This is a genomic window from Pseudomonas sp. RT4P38 (assembly GCF_054897765.1).
Genome location: NZ_CM142703.1, coordinates 6,556,126 through 6,580,863, shown reverse-complemented (window position 1 = coordinate 6,580,863; position 24,738 = coordinate 6,556,126). Strand labels below are relative to the sequence as shown.

At 60.0% G+C, this 24,738-nt stretch carries 23 protein-coding genes; 17 read left to right on the top strand and 6 right to left on the bottom strand.

Annotated features, from left to right (window positions below; translation table 11 throughout):
- The first annotated feature begins 2 nt into the window (after positions 1 to 2).
- Positions 3 to 488 carry a 2-thiouracil desulfurase family protein gene (locus ACYZT7_RS30690; protein ID WP_462039385.1) on the top strand — a complete coding sequence of 162 codons (486 nt, stop codon included), beginning with the start codon at positions 3 to 5 and terminating at the stop codon, positions 486 to 488.
- 129 nt (positions 489 to 617) lie between these two features.
- On the opposite strand, the gene ACYZT7_RS30685 is transcribed toward ACYZT7_RS30690, so the two are convergent.
- On the bottom strand, positions 618 to 1,202 hold the full coding sequence (locus ACYZT7_RS30685) for a transporter substrate-binding domain-containing protein (protein WP_462039384.1): 585 nt from the start codon (positions 1,200 to 1,202) through the stop codon (positions 618 to 620).
- Positions 1,203 to 1,337: 135 nt separating this feature from the next.
- On the opposite strand from ACYZT7_RS30685, the gene ACYZT7_RS30680 reads away from it, so the two are divergent.
- Positions 1,338 to 1,763 (top strand): DUF4399 domain-containing protein, encoded by a 426-nt coding sequence (locus ACYZT7_RS30680; protein ID WP_462039383.1) that lies wholly within the window; start codon positions 1,338 to 1,340, stop codon positions 1,761 to 1,763.
- A gap of 63 nt (positions 1,764 to 1,826) precedes the next feature.
- On the opposite strand, the gene serA is transcribed toward ACYZT7_RS30680, so the two are convergent.
- A complete protein-coding gene (gene serA / locus ACYZT7_RS30675) occupies positions 1,827 to 3,056 on the bottom strand; it encodes a phosphoglycerate dehydrogenase (RefSeq protein WP_462039382.1) in 1,230 nt (409 codons plus the stop codon).
- A 204-nt stretch (positions 3,057 to 3,260) separates the two neighbouring features.
- Here serA and ACYZT7_RS30670 point away from each other — a divergent pair, with 204 nt between their 5' ends.
- The 4 genes from ACYZT7_RS30670 to ACYZT7_RS30655 all read left to right on the top strand — a co-directional run bounded on the left by ACYZT7_RS30670 (position 3,261) and on the right by ACYZT7_RS30655 (position 7,624).
- Positions 3,261 to 4,655, top strand: a complete 1,395-nt coding sequence (locus ACYZT7_RS30670) for an FAD-binding oxidoreductase (RefSeq protein WP_462039381.1) — start codon at positions 3,261 to 3,263, stop codon at positions 4,653 to 4,655.
- Between the two features lie 36 nt (positions 4,656 to 4,691).
- The gene (locus ACYZT7_RS30665; protein WP_462039380.1) at positions 4,692 to 5,357 is read left to right on the top strand and encodes a fumarylacetoacetate hydrolase family protein; all 666 of its coding nucleotides are present in this window, start codon (positions 4,692 to 4,694) and stop codon (positions 5,355 to 5,357) included.
- A gap of 290 nt (positions 5,358 to 5,647) precedes the next feature.
- Complete coding sequence (locus ACYZT7_RS30660; protein WP_462039379.1) at positions 5,648 to 6,577, top strand: SdiA-regulated domain-containing protein; 930 nt, start codon at positions 5,648 to 5,650, stop codon at positions 6,575 to 6,577.
- A 129-nt stretch (positions 6,578 to 6,706) separates the two neighbouring features.
- Complete coding sequence (locus tag ACYZT7_RS30655) at positions 6,707 to 7,624, top strand: SdiA-regulated domain-containing protein (RefSeq protein ID WP_462039378.1); 918 nt, start codon at positions 6,707 to 6,709, stop codon at positions 7,622 to 7,624.
- A gap of 126 nt (positions 7,625 to 7,750) precedes the next feature.
- Here ACYZT7_RS30655 and rpiA read toward each other — a convergent pair whose 3' ends face one another.
- Positions 7,751 to 8,425 (bottom strand): ribose-5-phosphate isomerase RpiA, encoded by a 675-nt coding sequence (rpiA, locus tag ACYZT7_RS30650; protein WP_415772079.1) that lies wholly within the window; start codon positions 8,423 to 8,425, stop codon positions 7,751 to 7,753.
- Between the two features lie 147 nt (positions 8,426 to 8,572).
- Between rpiA and ilvA the strand changes: the two genes are divergently transcribed.
- Both ilvA and ACYZT7_RS30640 read left to right on the top strand, forming a co-directional pair.
- Positions 8,573 to 10,087, top strand: a complete 1,515-nt coding sequence (gene ilvA, locus ACYZT7_RS30645) for a threonine ammonia-lyase, biosynthetic (protein WP_462039377.1) — start codon at positions 8,573 to 8,575, stop codon at positions 10,085 to 10,087.
- A gap of 39 nt (positions 10,088 to 10,126) precedes the next feature.
- Positions 10,127 to 10,555 carry a DUF2269 domain-containing protein gene (locus ACYZT7_RS30640; protein WP_462039376.1) on the top strand — a complete coding sequence of 143 codons (429 nt, stop codon included), beginning with the start codon at positions 10,127 to 10,129 and terminating at the stop codon, positions 10,553 to 10,555.
- Positions 10,556 to 10,659: 104 nt separating this feature from the next.
- On the opposite strand, the gene ACYZT7_RS30635 is transcribed toward ACYZT7_RS30640, so the two are convergent.
- Positions 10,660 to 11,316, bottom strand: coding sequence for a histidinol-phosphatase (locus ACYZT7_RS30635; RefSeq protein WP_462039375.1), 657 nt, complete (start codon positions 11,314 to 11,316; stop codon positions 10,660 to 10,662).
- Positions 11,317 to 11,459: 143 nt separating this feature from the next.
- Here ACYZT7_RS30635 and ACYZT7_RS30630 point away from each other — a divergent pair, with 143 nt between their 5' ends.
- Both ACYZT7_RS30630 and ptsP read left to right on the top strand, forming a co-directional pair.
- Positions 11,460 to 11,939 carry an RNA pyrophosphohydrolase gene (locus ACYZT7_RS30630; RefSeq protein WP_008150514.1) on the top strand — a complete coding sequence of 160 codons (480 nt, stop codon included), beginning with the start codon at positions 11,460 to 11,462 and terminating at the stop codon, positions 11,937 to 11,939.
- A 22-nt stretch (positions 11,940 to 11,961) separates the two neighbouring features.
- Positions 11,962 to 14,241, top strand: coding sequence for a phosphoenolpyruvate--protein phosphotransferase (ptsP, locus tag ACYZT7_RS30625; protein WP_462039374.1), 2,280 nt, complete (start codon positions 11,962 to 11,964; stop codon positions 14,239 to 14,241).
- Between the two features lie 105 nt (positions 14,242 to 14,346).
- Here ptsP and ACYZT7_RS30620 read toward each other — a convergent pair whose 3' ends face one another.
- Positions 14,347 to 15,093, bottom strand: coding sequence for an NRDE family protein (locus ACYZT7_RS30620; RefSeq protein ID WP_462039373.1), 747 nt, complete (start codon positions 15,091 to 15,093; stop codon positions 14,347 to 14,349).
- A 120-nt stretch (positions 15,094 to 15,213) separates the two neighbouring features.
- Here ACYZT7_RS30620 and ACYZT7_RS30615 point away from each other — a divergent pair, with 120 nt between their 5' ends.
- The 3 genes from ACYZT7_RS30615 to ACYZT7_RS30605 all read left to right on the top strand — a co-directional run bounded on the left by ACYZT7_RS30615 (position 15,214) and on the right by ACYZT7_RS30605 (position 17,906).
- Positions 15,214 to 15,996 carry a sulfite exporter TauE/SafE family protein gene (locus tag ACYZT7_RS30615; RefSeq protein ID WP_462041888.1) on the top strand — a complete coding sequence of 261 codons (783 nt, stop codon included), beginning with the start codon at positions 15,214 to 15,216 and terminating at the stop codon, positions 15,994 to 15,996.
- A gap of 80 nt (positions 15,997 to 16,076) precedes the next feature.
- Entirely contained in the window at positions 16,077 to 16,886 is an 810-nt protein-coding gene (lgt, locus tag ACYZT7_RS30610; protein ID WP_462039372.1) for a prolipoprotein diacylglyceryl transferase, read from the top strand.
- 48 nt (positions 16,887 to 16,934) lie between these two features.
- A complete protein-coding gene (locus ACYZT7_RS30605) occupies positions 16,935 to 17,906 on the top strand; it encodes a thymidylate synthase (RefSeq protein ID WP_462039371.1) in 972 nt (323 codons plus the stop codon).
- 120 nt (positions 17,907 to 18,026) lie between these two features.
- Here the strand turns inward: ACYZT7_RS30605 and cadR are convergent, their stop codons facing one another.
- On the bottom strand, positions 18,027 to 18,476 hold the full coding sequence (cadR, locus tag ACYZT7_RS30600) for a Cd(II)/Pb(II)-responsive transcriptional regulator (protein WP_462039370.1): 450 nt from the start codon (positions 18,474 to 18,476) through the stop codon (positions 18,027 to 18,029).
- Between the two features lie 85 nt (positions 18,477 to 18,561).
- Between cadR and ACYZT7_RS30595 the strand changes: the two genes are divergently transcribed.
- The 4 genes from ACYZT7_RS30595 to ACYZT7_RS30580 all read left to right on the top strand — a co-directional run bounded on the left by ACYZT7_RS30595 (position 18,562) and on the right by ACYZT7_RS30580 (position 24,719).
- Positions 18,562 to 20,826, top strand: coding sequence for a heavy metal translocating P-type ATPase (locus ACYZT7_RS30595; RefSeq protein ID WP_462039369.1), 2,265 nt, complete (start codon positions 18,562 to 18,564; stop codon positions 20,824 to 20,826).
- Between the two features lie 16 nt (positions 20,827 to 20,842).
- Positions 20,843 to 21,706, top strand: a complete 864-nt coding sequence (locus tag ACYZT7_RS30590) for a LysR family transcriptional regulator (protein WP_462039368.1) — start codon at positions 20,843 to 20,845, stop codon at positions 21,704 to 21,706.
- Positions 21,707 to 21,918: 212 nt separating this feature from the next.
- Positions 21,919 to 22,995, top strand: a complete 1,077-nt coding sequence (locus ACYZT7_RS30585) for a putative 2-aminoethylphosphonate ABC transporter ATP-binding protein (RefSeq protein WP_462039367.1) — start codon at positions 21,919 to 21,921, stop codon at positions 22,993 to 22,995.
- The gene (locus ACYZT7_RS30580; RefSeq protein WP_462039366.1) at positions 22,995 to 24,719 is read left to right on the top strand and encodes a putative 2-aminoethylphosphonate ABC transporter permease subunit; all 1,725 of its coding nucleotides are present in this window, start codon (positions 22,995 to 22,997) and stop codon (positions 24,717 to 24,719) included. The genes ACYZT7_RS30585 and ACYZT7_RS30580 overlap by 1 nt, the downstream gene beginning before the upstream one ends.
- The last annotated feature ends 19 nt before the right edge of the window (positions 24,720 to 24,738 follow it).

The following is a 24,738-nucleotide window of genomic DNA, read 5'->3' as shown; positions in this document are numbered from 1 at the left end:
TCATGCAGAAAATTCTGGTAAGCCGCTGCCTGCTGGGCCACCGCGTACGTTACGACGGCGGGGCCAGCGGGTCTTTCGATCAGCTTCAGCAGTGGCTTGATGAAGGTCGGGTGGTGCCGTTGTGTCCGGAGGTTGCCGGTGGCTTGCCGACGCCGAGGGCAGCGGCGGAGATTCCGGGCGGGCAGGGTGGTGAGGTGCTTGATGGCCACGCCTCTGTGATTACCACCGAGGGCGAGGACGTCAGCGCCGCGTTTCTCTCGGGGGCTTGTCAGGCGTTGGAACTGGTGCAAAAGCACGGCATCAGGATCGCCGTGCTCAAGGCCAACAGCCCGTCTTGCGGGAATTTGCTGACGTATGACGGGACGTTTAGTGGAGTGAAGGTCAGTGGCGAGGGGGTTACTGCGGCGTTGCTCAAGCGCCATGGCGTTCAAGTCTTCAGTGAGCTGGAGCTGGCTGAAGCAGCCTCTGCATTGACCGCCCAAGACTAACGATCAACACAAAACCACTGTGGGAGCGAGCTTGCTCGCGATGGCGGCCGAACATTCAACATTGATGTTGACTGGTAAGGCCTCATCGCGAGCAAGCTCGCTCCCACAGGGGTAGTCGCCAGCCTGGAATCAGGGTTTCGGCGGCACACTCGTATCCACCCCCAACCACTTCTGTTCCAGTGCTTCCAATCGTCCATCCGCCTTGATCCGCTGCAACGCGTTTTCCAGGCTGGCATGAAAGGCCGGGTTACCCTTCTGAAACGGAATCGCCAGGCTCACTGCAGGGCCAGCCTTCGGCTTCTCTTCCGTCAGCGACTGCACCAGCAGAATCGAACGTGGCTCCTCCTTCTGCGCGATCAATTGCGCATCAGTGTGAATGTAAGGTTCGCTGAAATCGAAACGATCCTTGAGGTCCGGGGTCACTGCTATGTGGTTAATGGCGATGTCGTATTTACCGGTTTCAACGCCTTGCAGCAGATCGCTGGAATCGGTAACGACGAAGTCGGCCCGTACATCCAGTTCGTTGGCCAGCAGTTGGCCCAATTCGACCTCGAAGCCCGTTAGATTGCCATCGTCCTTGAAATTGAACGGCGGTGTATTAGCCTCAAGAGCAATGCGCAATTCGCCACGGTCGTTTACATCGTCCATCAGTTCGGCATGAGCCAAAGGGCTCAAAAGGGGTAGCAGGCAGATCAGGCCAGGCAAAAAACGCATGGTCACTCCTTTGAATTCATTATCGCGATGCTCTGGTTCAGGCTCGCTTTGCTATGGTTGTCGAGTGACTTCGACAACGAATGGCCGTGAAGTTGTCATGGCCACGCGGATTTTACGAAAAAACTGGAGAAGAGAATGAAAACCTTTATGTCACGAGCAGCATTGGCTGGCCTGTTGCTGGGGGCTTCGATGCTGGCAACGGCTGCCACACCGGCTCCCGAGGGTGCAGAAGTGTCCATCGTTTCTCCCGCGGACGGTGCCACGGTTCCGCAAACCTTCATCGTCAAGTTCGCCGTCGAGAACGTCGCGCTGGCGCCTGCGGGCGATGTCACCAAAAACACCGGCCATCACCATCTGCTGATCGATGTCGACAAGCTGCCTGCCAAAGGCGCACCGATTCCGAATGATGCCAACCATATGCACTTTGGCAAGGCGCAGACCCAGGCTGAAGTAAAACTGGCACCGGGCAAGCACACCTTGCAGCTCGAACTGGGCGACAGCGTTCACCTGCCGTTCGATCCGCCAATCGTTTCGAAAAAAATCACCGTCAACGTCAAGTAACGTTGTCGCGCGCATGAAAAAGGGAGACCCGAGGGTCTCCCTTTTTTGTCGCTCAAGTCGCTATCAGAACAACACGCGGCAACGAATGGTGCCGTTGATGTGCTGCAGCTTCTCTTGCGCCATTTCCGAGTATTCGGCGTCGACGTCGATCACGACGTAGCCGACTTTCTCGTTGGTCTGCAGGAACTGACCGGAAATGTTGATGCCGTTTTCGGCGAAGACCTTGTTGATCTCGCTCATCACACCCGGAATGTTCTCGTGGATGTGCAGCAGACGGTGCTTGCCAGGGTGAGCCGGCAGTGCTACTTCCGGGAAGTTCACCGACGATACCGACGTACCGTTGTCGCTGTACTTGACCAGCTTCTCTGCCACTTCCAGACCGATGTTGGCTTGCGCTTCAGCGGTGGAACCGCCGATGTGCGGGGTCAGGATCACGTTGTCCAGGCCACGCAGCGGGCTTGCAAACTCTTCGTCGTTGGAGCGAGGCTCCACCGGGAATACGTCGATGGCCGCGCCGATCAGGTGCTTGTCCTTGATCGCGTCCGCCAGGGCGTCCAGCTCGACCACGGTGCCGCGAGCAGCGTTGATCAGGATGCCGCCCTTCTTGATCGCGCGGATTTCCTTCTCGCCGATCATCCACTGGGTCGCAGCGGTTTCCGGAACGTGCAGGGTGACGATGTCGGACATGCCCAGCAGCTCGGTCAGGCTGGCAACTTGCGTCGCGTTGCCCAATGGCAGCTTGGTCACGGTGTCGTAGAAGTACACCTGCATGCCCAGGCCTTCAGCCAGGACCGACAATTGAGTACCAATCGAACCGTAACCCACGATGCCGAGCTTCTTGCCACGGATTTCGAAGGAGTTGGCTGCGCTCTTGATCCAGCCGCCACGGTGGCAGGAAGCGTTCTTCTCAGGAATGCCGCGCAACAACAGGATCGCTTCGGCCAGCACCAGCTCCGCTACGGAACGCGTGTTGGAGTACGGTGCGTTGAACACCGCGATGCCGCGTTCGCGAGCCGCGTTGAGGTCGACCTGGTTGGTGCCGATGCAGAAACAGCCGACAGCCACCAGTTTCTTCGCCTGATCGAAGATCTCTTCGGTCAGTTGAGTGCGCGAGCGAATGCCGATGAAGTGCGCATCAGCGATCTTTTCCTTCAGCTGGGCTTCCGGCAGAGAACCTGTAAGGTACTCGATGCTGGTGTAGCCCGCCGACTTGAGGACGTCGACAGCCGATTGGTGGACGCCTTCGAGAAGAAGGAACTTGATCTTGCTCTTATCGAGAGAAGTCTTGCTCATCTGCGTAAACCTGTATCCCGGAGAAAAATGGCAGGAGATAGCCAGCAGACGCTGACCCGGACGACAAGAATGCCGTCGCCGCAGAACAGCCGTTGGGCACTATGCTGCGGGGTCGGTATGCTAGCATATGCACCCCGCTAAACACTCATTCCTGCGACGTGAAGCGTTCTCAGGATGACCATGAATTGTTCGAGAGTTCTGTCGATGACCAATCCTGCCCTGATTGAAGAGCTGAAGACCCTGGTTGAGCCTGGCAAGGTGCTGACCGATGCCGACTCCCTGAATGCTTACGGTAAGGATTGGACCAAGCATTTCGCCCCGGCCCCAACCGCCATCGTGTTCCCCAAGACCACCGAGCAGGTTCAGGCCATTGTTCGCTGGGCCAATGAGCACAACGTTGCGTTGGTGCCGTCCGGCGGTCGCACCGGTCTGTCCGCTGCTGCCGTGGCCGCGAATGGCGAAGTCGTCGTGTCTTTTGACTACATGAACCAGATCCTCGACGTGAACCTGACCGATCGCACGGCGGTCTGCCAGCCAGGCGTGGTCACCGAACACCTGCAGAACGTCGCCGAAGAAAAAGGCCTTTACTACCCGGTGGACTTCGCTTCGGCAGGTTCCAGTCAGATTGGCGGCAATATCGGCACCAATGCCGGCGGGATCAAGGTCATTCGCTATGGCATGACCCGCAACTGGGTCGCGGGCATGAAAGTCGTCACCGGCAAAGGCGATCTGCTGGAACTGAACAAAGACTTGATCAAGAACGCCACGGGTTACGACCTGCGTCAGCTGTTCATCGGCGCTGAAGGCACCCTCGGTTTTGTGGTCGAAGCCACCATGCGCTTGGACCGTGCGCCGAAGAACCTCACCGCGATGGTCCTCGGCACTGCCGATTTCGACTCGATCATGCCGGTGCTGCACGCGTTCCAGAGCAAACTCGACCTGACTGCTTTCGAATTCTTCTCCGACAAAGCGTTGGCCAAGGTGATGGCTCGCGGCGATGTGCCGGTGCCTTTCGAAACCGATTGCCCGTTCTACGCGCTGCTGGAGTTCGAAGCGACCACCGAAGAAGTGGCCAACCACGCCCTGGAAACCTTCGAGCACTGCGTCGAGCAGGGCTGGGTGCTGGACGGCGTGATGAGCCAGAGCGAAACCCAGCTGCAGAACCTCTGGAAGCTGCGCGAATACATCTCCGAGACCATTTCCCACTGGACGCCGTACAAGAACGACATTTCGGTCACTGTGTCGAAAGTCCCGGCGTTCCTGAAGGAAATCGACGCGATCGTCGGCGAACACTATCCGGATTTCGAAATCGTCTGGTTCGGCCACATCGGCGACGGCAATCTGCACTTGAACATCCTCAAGCCGGAGAACCTGAGCAAGGACGAGTTCTTTGCCAAGTGCGCGACCGTCAACAAGTGGGTGTTCGAAACCGTCGAGAAGTACAACGGCTCGATTTCGGCCGAACATGGCGTGGGCATGACCAAGCGTGACTACTTGACCTACAGCCGCTCGCCAGTTGAGATCGAGTACATGAAAGCCGTCAAAGCGGTGTTCGACCCGAACGGCATCATGAACCCGGGCAAGATTTTCGCTGTTTGACTTTTGAATTTAAGAGCTACGAAACAGGAGTCGGTAATGAGCTATCAGCACCAGTATGTCGACGGTACGCGTATTCACTTTCCGCTCGGGAAGGTGGTGTGCATCGGCCGCAACTACGCCGAACACGCCAAGGAACTGGACAACCCGGTGCCTACAGAACCGTTGCTGTTCATTAAGCCGGGCAGTTGCGTAGTGCCGCTGGAAGGCGGTTTCAGCATTCCGACCGAACGCGGCTCGGTGCATTACGAAGCGGAAATCGCGGTGTTGATCGGCAAGCCATTGTCGACCAAGCCAAACCGTGAAGAAGTACTCGATGCTATCTCCGGCTTCGCTCCGGCCCTGGATCTGACGCTGCGCGACAAGCAGGCCGAGCTGAAATCCAAGGGCCTGCCGTGGGAAATCTCCAAGTCCTTCGACGGTGCGGCGGTGATTGCGCCCTTCGTGTCCGGCAGCACGTTCGCTGACCTGACCGACATCGGCATCCGCCTGACCATCAATGGTGAAGTCCGCCAGGACGGCAACAGCAGCGCGATGCTCAACCCGATCGTGCCGATGATCCAGCACATGGCCGGCTGCTTTTCGCTGCAGGCCGGTGACGTGATCCTGACGGGTACGCCGGTTGGCGTCGGTCCGCTGAATGTCGGTGATGAACTGGTGCTGGAATTGCCAGGCGCCAGCAGCTTCACCAGCAGCGTCCGCTAAACCAAACACCACTAAACCCTGTGGGAGCGAGCTTGCTCGCGATGAGGTCGTGTCAGTCGATAGAGATATCGACTGTCAGATTGCCATCGCGAGCAAGCTCGCTCCCACAGTGGTTGTTGTTGTTGTTGTTGTTGTTGTTGTTGTTGCCTCAAGTCCTGCGTCTGCACAGGGCAATCCCGCCATTTCCCGTTTTTTTCACATCTCGTCCGGATAATTCCGGGACTTGCGGCGTCTGAGCCGGTCCCAATTGTGCTATTACCCATAGCCTGAATTTCTGGAACGCATCCTTGATGGCCACCCAACCGCTGCCCACGCTTAAAACTGCCCGCCGCTCGCGCTTTGTCATGCGTTGGTATTCCTGGCTTTTGCTGGGGGGCGCCGCCGCGTATGGCCTCGCGTTTGCGATGCACTGGGATGACCGTGGTGTGCTCTGGGTGCTGGAGCGTTTCGAAAGCCCCGCCGAACGTCAGGAGAGCATCTGGCTGCCGGATTACCGGGCAGTGATCGACGCCAAAGTGCTGCCGGGCATGGAAAAGGACGAAGCGTCGGACCTGGCCTACGATCCGCAGTCCAAAACCCTGTTTTCGGTCATGGGCAATAAACCGTTCCTGGTCGAGCTGACTTTGCAGGGTGACGTGCTGCGCAAGATGCCGCTGGTGGGCTGGAGCAACCCGGAAGGGGTGACCGTGATGGGCAACGGTTTGCTGGCCATCGTCGATGAGCGCGAACACATGCTCTCCATCGTCAAGGTTGACGCCGACACCCGCGAGCTGAATATGGCCAACTTCCCGAAATACGACCTCGGCCCTTCGAAAGACCAGAACAAGGCCTTCGAAGCCATCGTCTGGGACTCGCGCAATCAGCAAATGTTGCTGGGTGAAGAGCGTCCACCGGCGTTGTTCACCTGGAAAAGCAACGATGGCCAGACACTCACCGGCGACAAGCAGAAACTTGCCAATGACGAACTGGACATCCGCAACCTGTCTGCCTTGGCCATCGACCCGCGCACTGGTCATACCCTGGTGTTGTCCGCCGACTCCCACTTGCTGCTGGAGCTGGACGAGAAGGGCGAGCAGGTCAGCTTCATGACCTTGCTGGGCGGCTTCAATGGTCTGAAGAAAACCATCCCTCGCGCCGAAGGCGTGACCATGGACGATGCGGGTAAGCTGTACATCGTGAGCGAACCGAACCTGTTCTACCGTTTCGAAAAACAGAAGTAAGCCCGTCGTGAGGGTGGCGCGCGGTCGCTTGTTGGGGTAAACCTTCCGGGCCGCGGCCACTGGCCATTAAGCTTCAATTCAGGCTGGCGTGGTATTTCATCCGCCTGTTCTGTTCTCGAGCTTGCCTGAATGCGCCGACTTGCCCGCCCCAAACCCCTGATGTTGATCCTGTCGGTGATTGCCCTGATCGCGCTGATTGCGGTCGGCCAGTACCTGCGCCTGTTCGAGCGCGGCTGGTTCAATCTGCACACGCTCTGGCAGCCGACGAACGATCAGTCCATCGCTCTGGATCACTATCAGGTGACGGTCGAGGCGCGAGTCATTGAAGGGCTGGATGACGATGTTTCGGCGTTGACCTTCGATCCGGTGCGCAAAAGCCTGTTCACCGTCACCAACAAAAACTCTGAGCTGATCGAGCTGTCTCTGGACGGCCAGATTATTCGACGCATTGCGCTGGTCGGGTTTGGCGATCCGGAAGCCGTAGAATTCATCAGCGCCGACACGTACGTGATCACTGACGAGCGCGAGCAGCGGCTGATCAAGATCCATCTGGAGAAGGACACAACGTTCCTCGACGCAGCGGATGCCGAGCAGATGACCCTTGGCGTGCACATGAGCAGCAATAAGGGCTTCGAAGGTCTGGCTTACGACTCGGTGGGCAAGCGGTTGTTTGTCGCCAAGGAACGCGACCCGATGCTGATCTATGAAGTGCAGGGCTTTCCGCATTACAACCCGGAAAAATCCTACGCGGTGCACGTGGTGAACAACCCCAAGCGCGATGCCGGGATGTTCGTGACGGACCTGTCGAGCCTGCAATACGACGAGCGCAGCGGCCATCTGCTGGCGTTGTCGGATGAGTCGCGACTGATTCTGGAACTGGATGTGAACGGGCGACCGCTGAGCACCCTGTCACTGAGCAAGGGCCGTCAGGGGTTGCAGAAGACGGTGCCGCAAGCGGAAGGGATCGCCATGGATGACGACGGTACGATGTACCTGGTGAGCGAGCCGAACCTGTTTTACACCTTCAAAAAACCGCCACAACCCTAACAAACGCCCCAAACAAATGTGGGAGCGAGCTTGCTCGCGATATCGGTTTGTCATTCAACATCTCTGTCGACTGACATGGCCTCATCGCGAGCAAGCTCGCTCCCACAGGTTTCGTGTTGTGTCTAATTACTCAGCGCGCAGGGTTTTCACGCCTTCGCTGGTGCCCAGCAGCAACAGATCCGCCGGACGCGCCGCGAACAAACCGTTGGTGACCACGCCGACGATGGCGTTGATCTGCGTCTCCAACTCCACCGGGTTGGTGATCTGCATGTTGAAAACGTCGAGGATGATGTTGCCGTTGTCGGTCAGCACGCCTTCACGGTAGACCGGGTCGCCGCCCAGCTTCACCAGTTCGCGGGCCACATGGCTGCGGGCCATCGGAATCACTTCCACCGGCAGCGGGAACGCGCCGAGCACCGGCACCAGTTTGCTGGCGTCGGCGATGCAGATGAAGGTCTTGGCCACGGCTGCCACGATCTTCTCGCGGGTCAGGGCTGCGCCGCCGCCCTTGATCAGGTTCAGGTGCTCGTCGCTTTCGTCGGCGCCGTCGACGTAGAACTCCAGGTCGCTGACGGTGTTCAGCTCATACACCGGAATGCCGTGGCCCTTGAGGCGGGCAGCGGTGGCTTCGGAACTGGCGACCGCGCCGTCGAACGCGCCTTTGTGCTTGGCCAGTGCATCGATGAAGCAGTTGGCGGTGGAGCCGGTGCCGACCCCGACGATGCTCTTGTCGTCGAGTTTCGGAAGGATGAAGTCGACGGCGGCCTGAGCCACTGCCTGTTTGAGTTGATCCTGGGTCATGCGGGCTCCGAAGCGGGCAAGGGGAGAACGGAAAGGCCGGCATTATAGCCCCATGCCGGGCTAAAACCTCTTGATTCGTGTGGTCGCCCGCCCGAAAGCCGGGTTAGACTCCTTGGCCCTGCCCAACCCGCTCAGTGATGCTTTCCGATGCTCGAACAGTACGTCAAAAAGATCCTCACCTCGCGCGTTTATGACGTTGCCGTAGAAACCCCATTGCAGACTGCCCGCCAGCTCTCCGAGCGGCTGGGCAATAATATTTGGCTCAAGCGCGAAGACTTGCAGCCCGTATTCTCGTTCAAGATTCGCGGCGCCTACAACAAGCTGACCCAACTGAGCGATGAAGAGCGCGCTCGCGGTGTCGTGACCGCGTCGGCGGGCAACCATGCGCAAGGCCTGGCCCTGGCGGCAAAGGTGTTGGGCGTGAAAGCGACCATCGTCATGCCCAAGACCACTCCGGAAATCAAAGTCGAAGGCGTGCGCTCGCGCGGCGGCAAAGTGGTGCTGCACGGGGATTCGTTCCCGGAAGCCCTGGCCTACTCGCTGAAACTGGTCGACGAAAAAGGCTACGTCTACATCCATCCGTACGACGATCCCCACACCATTGCCGGGCAGGGCACGGTGGCGATGGAGATTCTGCGTCAGCACCCAGGGCGTCTGGATGCGATTTTCGTCCCGGTGGGCGGCGGCGGGCTGATCGCCGGGATCGCGGCGTACGTGAAGTACTTGCGGCCTGAAATCAAAATCATCGGCGTCGAGCCGGATGATTCCAACTGCCTGCAAGCCGCCATGGCCGCTGGCGAGCGCGTGATCCTGCCGACCGTGGGCCTCTTCGCCGACGGCGTCGCGGTGGCGCAGATTGGTCAGCACACCTTTGATATCTGCAAAGACTATGTCGATGAAGTGATCACCGTCAGTACCGATGAAATCTGTGCGGCGATCAAGGATATCTACGACGATACCCGCTCGATCACCGAACCTGCAGGCGCTCTAGGCGTGGCCGGGATCAAGAAGTACGTCGAGCAACGAGGTTTCACCGGGCATACCTTCGTGGCCATCGACTCCGGCGCCAACGTCAACTTCGACCGCCTGCGCCACGTCGCTGAACGCGCCGAGCTGGGCGAAGGTCGCGAGGCCATCATCGCCGTGACCATCCCCGAGAAACCGGGCAGCTTCAAGGCGTTCTGCGAAGCCATCGGCAAGCGCCAGATCACCGAATTCAATTACCGCTACAACACGGGCAGCGAAGCGCACATCTTCGTGGGCGTGCAGACGCATCCGGAAACCGACCCGCGCAGTGCGCTGCTTGCCAGCCTGACCGAGCAGGGTTTTCCGGTGCTCGATCTGACCGACAACGAACTTGCCAAGCTGCACATCCGCCACATGGTCGGCGGGCGTGCGGCTCATGTGGTCGATGAAGTGGTGCTGCGCTTTGAGTTCCCGGAGCGTCCGGGCGCGCTGTTCAACTTCCTCAACAAGCTCGGCGGGCGCTGGAACATCTCGATGTTCCACTACCGCAACCATGGCGCGGCGGATGGCCGTGTCGTCGCGGGCCTGCAAGTGCCTCACGATGAACGCCATCTGGTGCCCACTGCGCTGGAAGAAATCGGCTACCCATACTGGGACGAAAGCGACAACCCTGCCTATCAGTTGTTTCTCGGCTGAGCGGCTACGCTGATGGGCAAGCCATAAGGAAATCGAACAATGGAAACGTTAACCGCCCTGAAAATGGCTCACATCGTGGCAACAGTGCTGCTGTTGGTCAGCGCGTTGGGTCTGGCGATCTGGGTCTGGCGTACGCGTCGTAACGGTGATGCGACGGCTCACACGCGCACGTTGCAACGGCCACGAGTGTTTATCTGGCTGGTGATGGGGCTGGCGCTGCTGAGCATGCCGTTTACCGGCTGGTGGATGGTGCATCTGGTGGGCTGGCCGCTGGGGCAGACCTGGTTGCTGGCGTCCAGTGTGCTTTACACCGTCGCGGCGTTGGGCTGGTTCTGGCTGTTGGTGCGGCTGAATCGGCTGCGTAAGGCACCGGCAGCGGGCAATGGGAAATTTACCTTTGCCTTGGCGTTGTTCAGTTTTGTCTGCTTTATCGCCATTGCAGGGTTGATGGGCGCGAAGCCTGTTTAAGGCGTTGGACCGAGTCGGCTCCATCGCGAGCAAGCTCGCTCCCACAGGGGATTTGAGTCGTTCACACATCCAATGTGGGAGCGAGCTTGCTCGCGATAGCGATGTCAGTCGCGCAGACTAATCACCGGCCAGCCACGCTTCTCGGCTTCGGCGCGCAAGTTAGGGTCCGGATCAACCGCAACCGGATTCGCCACCTGCTCCAGCAACGGCAAATCATTCATCGAGTCGCTATAGAAATAACTGTCCTCCAACGAATACCCAGTCTCTTCCAGCCAACGATTCAACCGCGTCACCTTGCCTTCACGAAAGCACGGTACGTCGGTGCTGCGCCCGGTGTAGCGGCCATCAACCATTTCACATTCGGTGGCGATCAGGGTTTCGACACCCAAACGCTCGGCAATCGGCCCGGTAACAAAACGGTTGGTGGCGGTGATGATCACCAGTTTGTCGCCGGCCTCACGGTGCTTGGCCAGCAGTTCGATAGCCTTGGGCAACACAATCGGCTCAATGCAATCGCGCATGTAATCCAGGTGCCATTGATCCAGCGTGGCCATTTCGGTACGGCCGAGGACTTCCAGGCAGAAGTTCAGGTAGGCATCGTTATCCAGCTTGCCGGCCAGGTAATCCTGATAGAACTCGTCGTTGCGTGCCTTGTAGGCGACGGCGTCGAGGAAGCCGCGCTCGCACAGGTAATCGCCCCAGGCGTGGTCACTGTCACCGCCCAAGAGCGTGTTGTCCAAGTCGAATAAAGCCAGCCGCATTGCAGTTACTCGCTGAAAAGTCTGTAGAAAGGCGTCCAGAATACGGACTTTTCACAAGAGTGCACATAAGGTAGGCCGGCTCGTTGCTGCTATCACAACCTTTGTGGAACAATGCGCCGACATGCGTTTGCGAGGTTGTTGCCGTGATCGACCCCGATGGTTTCCGCCCCAATGTCGGGATCATTCTCACGAATGATGCCGGACAGGTGCTATGGGCTCGCCGTATCAATCAAGATGCCTGGCAGTTTCCACAGGGCGGGATCAACCCCCAGGAGACGCCGGAAGACGCCTTGTACCGCGAGTTGAACGAAGAAGTGGGTCTTGAGCGCGAAGATGTTGAAATTCTCGCCTGCACCCGGGGCTGGTTGCGCTATCGTTTGCCGCAACGTCTGGTCCGGACACACAGCCAACCGCTGTGCATCGGCCAGAAACAGAAATGGTTTCTCCTGCGCCTGGTCTCCAACGAGCAGCGGGTGCGGATGGATTTGACCGGTAAACCGGAATTCGATGGCTGGCGCTGGGTCAGCTATTGGTACCCGTTGGGCCAGGTGGTGACATTCAAGCGCGAAGTGTATCGACGCGCTCTCAAAGAGCTTGCCCCGCGCCTTTTATCGCGCGACTGACGACGGAGTTCGACCCCGAGCCATGCTCAATACGCTGCGCAAGATCGTCCAGGAAGTTAACTCCGCCAAGGATCTCAAGGCGGCGTTGGGGATTATTGTGTTGCGCGTCAAAGAGGCCATGGGCAGCCAGGTCTGCTCGGTCTACCTGCTTGACCCTGAGACCAACCGCTTCGTGCTGATGGCCACCGAGGGCTTGAACAAGCGCTCGATCGGCAAAGTCAGCATGGCACCCAACGAAGGTCTGGTCGGCCTGGTCGGCACGCGTGAAGAACCCCTGAACCTCGAAAACGCCGCGGATCACCCGCGCTACCGCTACTTCGCCGAGACCGGTGAGGAGCGCTACGCCTCGTTCCTCGGGGCGCCGATCATTCACCACCGCCGCGTCGTCGGCGTGTTGGTCATTCAGCAAAAAGAACGTCGCCAGTTCGATGAAGGTGAAGAAGCCTTCCTCGTGACCATGAGCGCACAGCTCGCCGGCGTTATCGCCCACGCCGAAGCCACCGGTTCGATCCGGGGGCTGGGCCGTCAGGGCAAGGGCATCCAGGAAGCCAAGTTCGTTGGCGTACCGGGTTCGCCGGGTGCGGCGGTCGGTACCGCGGTGGTCATGCTGCCGCCGGCTGATCTGGATGTGGTGCCCGACAAGACCATCACCGACATCGCCGCAGAACTCGGGCTGTTCAAGACCGCGATCGAAGGCGTGCGCGCCGACATGCGCGCCTTGTCCGCCAAGCTGGCGAACCAGTTGCGTCCCGAAGAGCGCGCGCTGTTCGACGTCTATCTGATGATGCTCGACGATGCCTCGCTCGGCAGCGAGATCACCACCGTGATCAAGACCGGCCAGTGGGCCCAGGGCGCGTTGCGTCAGGTGGTCACCGAACACGTCAACCGTTTCGAATTGATGGACGACGCCTACCTGCGTGAGCGCGCCTCCGACGTCAAAGACCTTGGTCGTCGCTTGTTGGCGTACTTGCAGGAAGAGCGTCAACAGACCCTGGTTTATCCCGACAACACCATTCTGATCAGCGAAGAACTGACGCCGGCGATGCTCGGCGAGGTGCCGGAAGGCAAGCTGGTCGGTCTGGTCTCGGTACTCGGTTCCGGCAACTCCCACGTCGCGATCCTGGCTCGCGCCATGGGTATCCCGACGGTCATGGGCCTGGTCGACCTGCCGTATTCCAAGGTCGACGGCATCCAGATGATCGTCGACGGCTACCACGGCGAGGTCTACACCAACCCCAGCGAAGTGCTGCGCAAGCAGTTCGCCGAGGTGGTCGAGGAAGAGAAACAACTGTCCCTCGGACTGGATAAGCTGCGGGACTTGCCGTGCGTGACCCTCGATGGTCACCGCATGCCGCTGTGGGTCAACACCGGCCTGCTGGCGGATGTGGCGCGGGCGCAGAAGCGTGGCGCTGAAGGCGTCGGTCTGTACCGCACCGAAGTGCCGTTCATGATCAACCAGCGCTTCCCGAGCGAAAAAGAGCAGCTGGCGATCTATCGTGAACAACTCGCCGCGTTCCACCCGCAACCCGTGACCATGCGCAGCCTGGACATTGGCGGTGACAAGTCGCTGTCGTACTTCCCGATCAAGGAAGACAACCCGTTCCTCGGCTGGCGCGGTATTCGCGTCACGCTCGACCACCCGGAAATCTTTCTGGTCCAGACTCGCGCCATGCTCAAGGCGAGCGAAGGCCTGAACAACCTGCGGATTCTGCTGCCGATGATCTCCGGCACCCACGAACTGGAAGAAGCCCTGCACCTGATTCACCGGGCCTGGGGTGAAGTCCGCGACGAAGGCTGCGACGTGCCTATGCCGCCGATCGGCGTGATGATCGAAATTCCGGCGGCGGTTTATCAGACCAAGGAACTGGCGCGACAAGTGGACTTCCTGTCGGTCGGCTCCAACGACCTGACCCAGTACCTGTTGGCGGTAGACCGAAACAACCCGCGTGTAGCCGACCTCTACGACTACCTGCATCCGGCGGTCCTGCAAGCCCTTCAGAGCGTGGTGCGCGACGCTCATGCCGAAGGCAAGCCAGTGAGTATCTGCGGTGAGATGGCCGGCGATCCGGCGGCGGCGGTGCTGTTGATGGCGATGGGCTTCGACAGCCTGTCGATGAACGCCACTAACTTGCCGAAAGTGAAGTGGATGCTGCGTCAGATCAACCTGAGCAGGGCAAAGGAATTGCTGGCCGAGCTGATGACCATCGACAACCCGCAAGTTATCCACAGCTCGCTGCAACTGGCGCTGAAGAACCTTGGGTTGGCACGGATGATTAATCCGGCTTCGGCTAAAACTCTCTAAGCCTGCATTGGCCTCTTCGCGGGCAAGCCTCGCTCCTACAGGGATTAGGTGATCCTTGTAGGAGCGAGGCTTGCCCGCGAAGGCGTCCTCGAATACGCCACAAATCTAAACCCTGATCTCCACTTCCCCCAAATGCCCGCCATACGGCCCAAAACTCCGCTCAACCATCCACCGCGTCCCATCCGCCTGAACAATCAACGCCGTACTCGCCCGTGTCCCATAAGTCGGGCTGGCAATAAACACACTCGACAACAACGTCTCAGTCGCCAACCCGACCCCGGTATCCGGCAGTTCGGCAAATGGCGCCGCCTGCGGATCATTCAGCAACGCCAATAACGCCTGAGGCTGCGGATCGTCCAGCACTTCCTCCAGCGCTGTCCGTGCCTTGAGCAGTTTTGGCCACGGCGTATCCAGCCCCGCGTTTGACAACCCATAAACCCCCGGTGGCAGCATCACCGCCTCAGTCTCCCGGGCATTGAAGTGCCACAGTTCGTTGGCATTACCGATCAGCAGATTAAATCCAGCATATTCCAGCGAACGTGCGACAACGTCGCTCAAATAGTCATCTATCGGCAAATCGCCGCTAAGAAATCGCGCCACCAGCTCTCCTCGCGACTTGCGTGCAGGTGGCTGATGCGGGTCGCGGATATTGGTCAGCGCGGCGAAGCGTCCATTGGCGCCAACACCGAGCCAGGTGCCCCCAGCCTCGAGATCGCGACCGGCATGAACGTGCGGTGCTTCGGGCCATTGCGCCAGAGGCAGGCTGGGCCGGGCGTAGAACTCGTCGCGGTTGGCCGCCACGATCAGCGGCTGGGCGTGACCCGGTCGCCAAGCGAAAACAATCAGGCACATAAGGTGGTCCTAGTGTGTTTTCTGCCCACTCTACTCAGTCATCGTGCGGGTATCCATCGCCATCCAGTGGAGCTTGAGGCCATGCATCCGTTACCATGCCGCTCTCATTTGGGGATGCGCATGGAATTTCTGCTCTATCTGGCGCTCGGCGCCTGTGCAGGTGTGCTGGCCGGGCTGTTCGGGGTCGGCGGCGGGATCATTATCGTTCCGGTGCTGGTATACAGTTTCACCTTGCAGGGTTTCGATGCGTCGATCCTCACGCACCTGGCGGTCGGCACGTCCCTGGCGACAATCATATTTACCTCGATCAATGCGATCCGCGAACATCACCGTCGCGGTGCCGTGCGTTGGCCGATTTTTGCCTGGATGACCCTTGGTATTCTCATCGGTGCCGGTTTCGGCGCGTTGACGGCGGAGGCGATCTCCGGGCCAAACTTGCAGAAAATCATCGGCGTCTTTGCACTGATCATCGCCGTTCAGCTCGCCTTGGACTTCAAACCAAAGGCCAGCCGAACGGTGCCCGGTAAAGTCGGTCTGACCGTGGCCGGCAGTGTGATTGGCTGGGCCTCGGCGATTTTCGGGATTGGCGGCGGTTCGCTGACCGTGCCGTTCCTGACCTGGCGTAGCGTGCCGATGCAGCAAGCGGTGGCGACTTCATCCGCCTGCGGTCTGCCGATCGCCTTGTCCAGTGCATTATTTTTCATGATTCTGGGCTGGCACGATCCATTGCTGCCGGGCCATAGTCTCGGTTTTATTTATTTACCGGCGCTGCTGGGGATCGCCCTGACCAGCATGGTCTTCGCCCGCCTCGGCGCGCGACTGGCTCACAGGCTGTCGCCGCGCTTGCTGAAAAGACTGTTCGCCGCTTTGCTGTTCTGCGTGGGCCTGAGCTTTTTGCTCTGACGCGTACCGCAATCCTGGCTTAATCCTGGCGTGGCAGCGTCGCCCAGGAATTTTGGTTTCAACTCTAACAAGGAGTCGCAATGCTGCCTTACCCGCAGATCGACCCGGTGGCATTGGCCATCGGTCCGCTGAAAATCCACTGGTACGGCTTGATGTACCTGATCGGCATCGGCGGCGCCTGGCTGCTGGCGTCGCGCCGGTTGAACCGCTTCGACCCGACCTGGACCAAGGAGAAACTCTCCGACATGGTCTTCTGGATGTCGATGGGCGTTATCGTCGGGGGGCGTCTGGGCTACGTGCTGTTCTACGATCTGAATGCTTATCTGGCCAACCCGACGCTGATTTTCGAGGTCTGGAAGGGCGGCATGTCGTTCCACGGCGGCTTTATCGGCGTGATGCTGGCAGCATTGTGGTTCGGTAAAAAGAACGGCAAGTCGTTCTTCCAACTGATGGATTTCATCGCGCCGATGGTGCCGATCGGCCTGGGTGCCGGGCGCATCGGCAACTTCATCAACGCCGAGTTGTGGGGCAAGGCGACCGACGTGCCGTGGGCGATGATCTTCCCGACCGATCCGGCGCAACTGGCGCGCCACCCGTCGCAGCTGTATCAGTTCGCGCTCGAAGGCGTGGCGCTGTTCGCCATTCTTTGGTTGTTCTCGCGCAAGCCGCGGCCGACCATGGCGGTGTCCGGGATGTTCGCGCTGTTCTATGGCATTTTCCGTTTCATCGTTGAATTCGTCCGCGTACCGGACGCGCAACTGGGCTATCTGGCCTGGAACTGGCTGACCATGGGTCAGGTACTGTGCGTACCGATGATCGTCGGCGGTCTGTTCCTGATCTGGCTGGCCTATCACCGTGCCCCGGCAGCTCCAGCCAACGCTGCGCTATAAATTCGAACCCCGGGGCTTTGGCCCCGGGTTCAAGGACACAGGTAACTCATGAAGCAATATCTCGAACTGGTCGCCCACGTCATCAAGAACGGCACCAAGCAGGCCAACCGCACCGGCGTGAACACCATCAGTTTCCCTGGCGCGATGCTGCGTTATGACTTGAAGGAAGGTTTCCCGGCGATCACCACGCGCAAGATGGCCTTTAAATCGGCCATCGGCGAGATGTGTGGTTTTCTGCGCGGGGTGAACAACGCTGCCGAATTCCGTGCGCTGGGCTGCAAGGTCTGGGATCAGAACGCTAACGAAAACGCTCAGTGGCTGGCCAACCCGTTCCGTCAGGGCGAAGACGACCTCGGCGAGATCTACGGCGTGCAATGGCGCAAATGGCCGGCGTACAAGCAGATTCCGGTCAGCAACAAGGCCGCCATCGAACAGACCCTGAGCCAAGGTTATCGTCAGATTGCCGAAGGCGAAGAGGACGGTCAGGCTTACGTGGTGCTGTACAAGGCGATCGACCAGATCCGCCAGTGCGTCGACACCATCATCAAAGACCCGGGCAGCCGCCGCATCCTGTTCCATGGCTGGAACGTCGCGCAGCTCGATGAAATGGCTTTGCCGCCGTGCCACTTGCTGTACCAGTTCCACCCGAATGTGGAGACCAAAGAGATTTCTTTGACCCTCTACATCCGTTCGAACGACTTGGGCCTGGGCACGCCGTTCAACCTCACCGAAGGCGCCGCGCTGCTGAGCCTGATCGGTCGCCTGACCGGCTACACGCCACGCTGGTTCACCTATTTCATCGGTGACGCGCACGTCTACGAAAACCACCTGGACATGCTCAACGAACAGCTCAAGCGCGAGCCGTTCGCGATGCCGAAACTGGTGATTAGTGATCGTGTGCCAGAGTTTGCCAAGACTGGCGTTTACCAGCCGGAGTGGCTGGAGTTGATCGAGCCGAGCGATTTCTCGCTGGAAGGCTACGAGCACCACGCCCCAATGACCGCGCCAATGGCGGTCTGAAGAACCACCGCTGACCCTGTGGGAGCCGAGCTTGCTCGCGATAGCGGTTTGTCAGACACATCAATGTTGAATGTGCTGCCGCCATCGCGAGCAAGCTCGCTCCCACAGGGATAGGTGTTCTTAATGGCCGTGACTGCGGCCGACATGGGAATGCTCAACCTCCGTCGCCACCACCCCGCCACTCACCTCAAGCCGCTGCAAAATCCCGCACTGATCAATTTCCGGCCCCTCGCCGCAGCGTTGGCGCAGGTCGAGCAGTTGTACCTGTAACGCCAGCAACCCATCAATCCGCGCCTTCACGTGATGAATGTGTTCGTCGATCAACGCATTCACGTTTTCACACTGATCCTGCGGACTGTCGCGCAATGCCAGCAGGCTGCGGATTTCTTCCAGCGTCATGTCGAGGGTGCGGCAATTGCGGATGAAGGTCAGGCGCTCGGCATGAGCCTGGGTGTAGACGCGGTAGTTGCCGTCGCTGCGGGCCGGTTCCGGCAGCAGGTTTTCGCGCTCGTAGTAGCGGATGGTTTCTACGGCGCAGTCAGTGAGTTTGGCCAGTTCTCCGATCTTCATGAAGGCAATCTCCAAAAGGGTGCTTGACCCTATAGTGGCTACAGGGTCTTTACTTGGCAACAGGCACCTTTCTGGACGCGACCCAATGAGCGATTCCCTTCACACGCACAAACCCGAAGACGGGCATGATCACGATCACAAGCTGCAGCCTGTGCAGAAGAAGCATGACCACGGCGGCCACGGGGATTCCTGCTGTTCCTCAAAAGTGGCGGCACCGTCGCTGATCAAATTGAGCGAAACCCCAACGGCCGGCGCACGGCTGAGCAGCTTCCGCATCGACGCCATGGATTGCCCGACCGAGCAGACGCTGATCGAGAACAAACTCGGCAAGCTCGTCGGCGTGCAACAACTGGAGTTCAACCTGATCAACCGCGTGTTGGGCGTCACCCATGATCTGCCGAACACCGCGCCGATCATCGACGCCATCAAGTCCCTCGGCATGCAGGCCGAGCCGGTGGAGCAGGGCACCGAAGCGCCAGCGCCAATCCCCGAGAAAAAGCACTGGTGGCCCTTGGCACTGTCCGGCGTGGGCGCACTGGCTGCAGAAGTTATCCACTTCACCAACGCCGCACCGACTTGGGTCGTGGCCGTCATCGCGCTGATTTCGATCCTCAGTGGCGGCCTCACCACTTATAAGAAAGGCTGGATCGCGCTCAAGAACCTCAACCTGAACATCAACGCGTTGATGAGCATCGCGGTGACCGGCGCGATCCTGATCGGTCAGTGGCCGGAAGCGGCGATGGTGATGTTCCTGTTCACCGTGGCCGAGTTGATCGAAGCCAAGTCCCTGGACCGTGCGCGCAACGCCATCAGCGGCCTGATGCAGATGACCCCGGAACAGGCCACGGTGCAGCAAGCCGACGGCAGCTGGGTCTCGCAGTCCGTGAAAACCATCGAGCTGGGCGCGCGAGTGCGGGTACGTCCCGGCGAGCGGATTGGTCTGGACGGTGAAGTGGTGTCGGGCAGTTCGACCATCGATCAGGCGCCGATCACCGGTGAAAGTCTGCCGGTTGAGAAGACTGTCGGTGACAAGGTTTTCGCCGGCACCATCAACCAGGCCGGCTCCCTGGAGTACTCGGTAACCGCAGCGGCCAACAACTCGACCCTGGCGCGAATCATCCACGCCGTCGAACAGGCTCAGGGCGCACGGGCACCGACCCAGCGTTTCGTCGACAGCTTCTCGAAAATCTATACGCCAGCGGTGTTTATCCTGGCGCTCGCGGTGGCGGTGATTCCGCCACTGTTTATGGGAGCGCTGTGGTTCGACTGGATCTACCGGGCGTTGGTGTTGCTGGTGGTCGCCTGCCCATGTGCGCTGGTGATTTCCACCCCGGTGACCATCGTCAGCGGCCTCGCGGCGGCGGCGCGCAAAGGCATTCTGGTGAAGGGCGGCGTCTATCTGGAGGGCGGTTACAAGCTCGATTACCTGGCCTTGGACAAGACCGGCACGATCACGCACGGCAAACCGGTGCAGACCGATTACCTGTCGCTTGATCCGACCGCGGACGAATCAGCCCCGGCGATTGCAGCAGCGCTCGCCGGTCGTTCGGATCACCCGGTGTCCTTGGCCATCGCCAACGCGGCTGTGGATAAACAACTCGCACCGCTGATTGTGGGTAACTTTGAGGCGCTGGCCGGTCGCGGTGTACGCGGCGAAATCAATGGTCAGGTTTACCACTTGGGTAATCACCGTTTAGTGGAAGAACTGAACCTGTGTTCGCCTGCACTGGAAGAAAAGCTGTTCGCGCTGGAGAAGCAGGGCAAGTCCGTGGTGCTGCTCCTCGACAAATCCGGCCCATTGGCGCTGTTTGCCGTGGCCGACACCGTAAAAGAGTCCAGCCGCGAGGCGATCCAGCAACTGCACGATCTGGGCATCAAAACCCTGATGCTCACCGGCGACAACGTCCACACCGCTCAGGCGATTGCCGCGCAAGTTGGCATCGACGAGGCCAAGGGCGATCTGTTGCCGACCGACAAGCTGCAAGCCATCGAAGCCCTTTATGCACAGGGCCATAACGTCGGCATGGTCGGCGACGGCATCAACGACGCACCGGCGCTGGCACGCGCCGAGATCGGTTTCGCCATGGCGGCGGCGGGCACCGATACCGCCATCGAAACCGCCGATGTCGCCCTGATGGACGACGATCTGCGCAAGATCCCGACCTTCATCCGGCTGTCACGGCAAACCTCAAGCATCCTCAAACAGAACATCGCCCTGGCATTGGTCATCAAAGCGATCTTTCTTGGGGTAACCTTCGCCGGGATCGCCACCATGTGGATGGCGGTGTTCGCCGACATGGGCGTGAGCCTGTTGGTGGTGTTTAACGGTTTGCGCCTGTTGCGCAAATAGACGATGAGGGACGGGTGTGCTGAGTGCCGAGCTGAAGGCGTTTTACATGGTTGCCCGCCTGGGCAGTATTACCCTGGCGGCGAAAAAACTCGGCCTGAGCCAACCCACGGTGACGACCCAGATTCGGCATCTGGAGAGTCAGTACTCGGTTGAGTTGTTCTACCGTGGCGGCCGTCGCCTCAGCGTCAGCGATGAAGGCGCGCGGTTGCTGCCGATGGTCAAGGCGCTGTTGCAGCAGGAAGCCGACATCGAGTTTTTCCTGCGTAACAGCGGTCAGGTCCAGGGCACGTTGCGCATCGCCGCGACCGCGCCGTATTACATCCTCGATCTGGTGAAGACCTTTCGCGAGCGCTTGCCGCAAGTGGAGGTGTCAGTGGAGATCGGTAACTCCCAGCAGGTACTTGAAGCGCTGGAGGATTACCGGGTCGATATCGCTGCGTCTTCGCAGTTACTGGAGGATGCACGGCTGATTCGCCGGGTGCTCGGCAGCGATCCGCTGGTGCTGGCGGTGCATCGCAATCATCCGCTGGCGGTTCGCGACCATGTTCCTCTGAGTGCGTTGGCCGGGCATACCTTGCTGATGCGTGAGTCGGGCTCGACCACTCGGCGTTTGACCGAAGAATTGTTGGCCAGCGCCGGGGTGAGTTTCGGGCCGTTGCTGGAGATTGGCAGCCGTGAGTCGATCCGTGAGGCGGTGCTGCGCAACATCGGCATCAGCATCATTGCCCGGCAGGAAGTGCCGCATGATCCGCAATTGCGCGTGCTGACCATCGAGAATGCGCCGCAGATTCCGGAGTATTTGTACTGCCTCAAGGAACGAAAAGGCGCGCGGCTACCGGCGGCGTTTCTGGGGTTGGCGCAGGAAATGGCCCCTGCCTAGAAATCCTCATCGCCAGTCATGGCCTCATCGCGAGCAAGCTCGCTCCCACAGTTGACCGCGTTCCCCTGTGGGAGCGAGCTTGCTCGCGATATGGCGTCAGTCCAGGCAACCAAAATCCTTGAATACCACTATCAGCCGTTTTTGCCTCTCTGCCACATGACGGACGCATTACAAACCTAGGATGGCTCTCATCTGCTTGATGAGGCCTGTCCATGAACCACTCGATCGCAACTGCCCTGACCAACCCCGGCGCCCCGATGAAAGTGCGCGGCGTGCAGAAACGCTTCGGCGCGTTCACCGCGCTGGATAACGTTTCCCTCGACGTGGCGGCCGGTGAACTGGTGTGTTTGCTCGGTCCGTCGGGCTGCGGCAAAACCACCTTGCTGCGCTGCATCGCCGGTCTTGAGAAGCAGGACAGCGGCGAGTTGTACCTCGGCGATCGCGACGTTTCCCACCTGGCGCCCCAGGCTCGGGACTACGGCATTCTGTTTCAGTCCTACGCGCTGTTTCCCAATCTCACCGTCGAAGCGAACATCGCCTACGGCCTCGCCGGCAGCGGTCGCGATGAAGTGCGTAAGCGCGTCGGTCAGATGCTGGAGCTGGTCGGCCTGATCGGCAGTGAGAAAAAATACCCCGGCCAATTGTCTGGCGGTCAACAGCAGCGTGTCGCGCTGGCTCGGGCATTGGCACCGGCACCTTCGTTGCTGCTGCTCGACGAACCGATGTCGGCCCTCGACGCCCGGGTCCGCGAGCATCTGTGCACCGAGCTGCGCCAACTGCAGCGCAACCTTGGCGTCACCACCCTGATGGTCACGCACAATCAGGACGAAGCCATGCTGATGGCCGACCGCATCGCCGTGATGAACAATGGCAAGGTTGAGCAGTACGCCACGCCGCAGGAAATCTACGACCGCCCGGCCACACCGTTTGTGGCGGAGTTCGTCGGTCAGGGCAACTGGCTGCCATTCCAGCGCAGCAGCGACAGCCATGCCCAGGTCGGCGGTATGAACATGCGCCTGGCCGACGGCAGCGCCAAAACCGCGTCCGGACGTTTGTTCTGCCGCCCGGAAGCGATCAACGTCAACCCGCCCGTGCATGAAGAAAACCTGTTCCCGGCCAAGGTTCGCGAGATCACCTTCCTCGGCAACCGCTGCCGCATGAGCTTCGAACTCGATCAACTGCCGGGCCACGCATTGCTCGCGGAACTGGCGCCGGAAGCCATGCCGCGCCTCGGCGCCCAGCAGATCATGGTCGCCTTGCCTCCGCGCAGCCTGCAGGTGTTTGCCTGATGAGCGCGAACCTCGCGCTGCCGATACCGCACAAGCAGGTTCGGCAGACCTCCCGTGCCGAGATCGGCGACCGGGTGTTCGTGGTCGGTGGCAAAGTCCTTTTGTTGGTGTTGCTCGGTGTCGCGGTACTGATGCCGTTGCTGGCGATTTTCTGGCGCGGCTTCAGTTCGGAAGCCGGGCAGGGCGGCGGTCTGGTGGCCGCCCGTGAATTGGTGACCAGTGCCAATTTTCATTGGCTGCTCGGCAATAGCCTGAAAGTTTCCCTCAGCGTTGCGGCGATTGTCGTACCGCTGGCTTACCTGTTTGCTTACGCCCTGCAACGCACCTTGATTCCGGGCAAAGGCATCTGGCGTGGGATGTCACTGTTGCCGTTGATGGCGCCGTCGATGTTGCCGGGTATTGCGCTGGTTTATCTGTTCGGCAACCAGGGCATATTGCGCGGTTTGCTCTCGGACAATATCTACGGCTTCTGGGGCATTGTTCTGGGCGAGGTCATCTACACCTTCCCACACGCGCTGATGATTCTGCTGTCGGCGCTGTCCTTGGCGGATGCGCGACTCTTCGATGCCGCCTCCAGCATGGGCGCCAGTCCAGCGAAAGCCTTTCGCAGCATCACTTGGCCGGCAACCCGTCAGGCGGTGTTCGCGGCGTTCTGTCTGGTGTTCACCCTGACCATCACCGACTTCGGCGTACCCGTGGTGGTCGGTGGCGATTATCAGGTGCTGGCGCTGGAAGCCTACAAAGCCGTGGTCGGCCAGCAACAATTCGGTCGCGGCGCGTTGATCGGCATGGTCCTGCTGCTGCCAGCGCTGTTCAGCTTCGGTGTCGACGCCTGGCTGCGTCGGCGTCACGGCGACTCCATGAGCGGTCGAGCACAGGTCTTTCAACCGGCGCCGTCGAAACTGCGGGACGGCTGCTACCTGGCCATCGTGCTGCTGATCTGCGCGGTGTTGCTGCTGGTGTTCGGCATGGCGGTGTATTCGTCGCTGGTGAAGTTCTGGCCGTACAACCTGTCGCTGTCGCTCAATCATTACCAGTTCAACGACACAGCGGGCGGCGGCTGGCTGGCCTACGGCAACAGCGTGAAGATGGCGCTGTGCACGGCGTTGATCGGCAGCGTGCTGATCTTCACCGGCGCCTACCTGATGGAAAAAACCAAGGGCCAGCGCGGACTGAATCTGACACTGCGCATGCTCAGTTTCGTACCGATGGCGGTGCCGGGTCTGGTGCTGGGCCTGGGTTATGTCTTCTTCTTCAACCTCACCGGCAACCCGTTGCATGTGCTCTACGGGACCATGACCCTGCTGGTGGTCTGCACCATTGCTCACTATTTGACCACCGCGCAAATGACCGCCACCACGGCGCTGCGCCAACTCGATGCCGAGTTCGAAGCCGCCGCGCTGTCGCTCAAGGCGCCGCTGTATCGGCATTACCTGCGCGTCACCGTGCCGATCTGCCTGCCGGCGCTTCTGGACATCGTGCGCTACCTGTTCGTCTCGGCCATGACCACTGTCTCGGCGGCGATCTTCCTCTACAGCCCCGACACCATCCTCGCGGCGGTGGCGGTGCTGAACATGGATGACGCCGGCAACGTTGGCGGTGCGGCGGCGATGTCGACTTTGATTCTGTTCACCTCGGCGGGCGTGTCCCTGCTGCTGGCCTGGGCTTCGCGTGGTTTGCTGCGCCGCTCCCAGGCCTGGCGGCAGACCGCGCCGGGCCATTGATTCGCTTCAACCCCTCAAC

Coding starts and splice junctions, on each gene's coding strand:
- rpiA (WP_415772079.1), bottom strand. CDS start 8,425: ATGACCCAGGATCAACTCAAACAGGCAGTGGCTCAGGCCGCCGTCGAC.
- ACYZT7_RS30595 (WP_462039369.1), top strand. CDS start 18,562: ATGAGCGATTCCCTTCACACGCACAAACCCGAAGACGGGCATGATCAC.
- ACYZT7_RS30620 (WP_462039373.1), bottom strand. CDS start 15,093: ATGTGCCTGATTGTTTTCGCTTGGCGACCGGGTCACGCCCAGCCGCTG.
- cadR (WP_462039370.1), bottom strand. CDS start 18,476: ATGAAGATCGGAGAACTGGCCAAACTCACTGACTGCGCCGTAGAAACC.
- ACYZT7_RS30660 (WP_462039379.1), top strand. CDS start 5,648: ATGGCCACCCAACCGCTGCCCACGCTTAAAACTGCCCGCCGCTCGCGC.
- lgt (WP_462039372.1), top strand. CDS start 16,077: ATGCTGCCTTACCCGCAGATCGACCCGGTGGCATTGGCCATCGGTCCG.
- ACYZT7_RS30585 (WP_462039367.1), top strand. CDS start 21,919: ATGAACCACTCGATCGCAACTGCCCTGACCAACCCCGGCGCCCCGATG.
- ACYZT7_RS30670 (WP_462039381.1), top strand. CDS start 3,261: ATGACCAATCCTGCCCTGATTGAAGAGCTGAAGACCCTGGTTGAGCCT.
- serA (WP_462039382.1), bottom strand. CDS start 3,056: ATGAGCAAGACTTCTCTCGATAAGAGCAAGATCAAGTTCCTTCTTCTC.
- ACYZT7_RS30580 (WP_462039366.1), top strand. CDS start 22,995: ATGAGCGCGAACCTCGCGCTGCCGATACCGCACAAGCAGGTTCGGCAG.
- ACYZT7_RS30680 (WP_462039383.1), top strand. CDS start 1,338: ATGAAAACCTTTATGTCACGAGCAGCATTGGCTGGCCTGTTGCTGGGG.
- ACYZT7_RS30685 (WP_462039384.1), bottom strand. CDS start 1,202: ATGCGTTTTTTGCCTGGCCTGATCTGCCTGCTACCCCTTTTGAGCCCT.
- ACYZT7_RS30615 (WP_462041888.1), top strand. CDS start 15,214: ATGGAATTTCTGCTCTATCTGGCGCTCGGCGCCTGTGCAGGTGTGCTG.
- ACYZT7_RS30665 (WP_462039380.1), top strand. CDS start 4,692: ATGAGCTATCAGCACCAGTATGTCGACGGTACGCGTATTCACTTTCCG.
- ilvA (WP_462039377.1), top strand. CDS start 8,573: ATGCTCGAACAGTACGTCAAAAAGATCCTCACCTCGCGCGTTTATGAC.
- ACYZT7_RS30640 (WP_462039376.1), top strand. CDS start 10,127: ATGGAAACGTTAACCGCCCTGAAAATGGCTCACATCGTGGCAACAGTG.
- ACYZT7_RS30655 (WP_462039378.1), top strand. CDS start 6,707: ATGCGCCGACTTGCCCGCCCCAAACCCCTGATGTTGATCCTGTCGGTG.
- ACYZT7_RS30605 (WP_462039371.1), top strand. CDS start 16,935: ATGAAGCAATATCTCGAACTGGTCGCCCACGTCATCAAGAACGGCACC.
- ACYZT7_RS30635 (WP_462039375.1), bottom strand. CDS start 11,316: ATGCGGCTGGCTTTATTCGACTTGGACAACACGCTCTTGGGCGGTGAC.
- ACYZT7_RS30690 (WP_462039385.1), top strand. CDS start 3: ATGCAGAAAATTCTGGTAAGCCGCTGCCTGCTGGGCCACCGCGTACGT.
- ptsP (WP_462039374.1), top strand. CDS start 11,962: ATGCTCAATACGCTGCGCAAGATCGTCCAGGAAGTTAACTCCGCCAAG.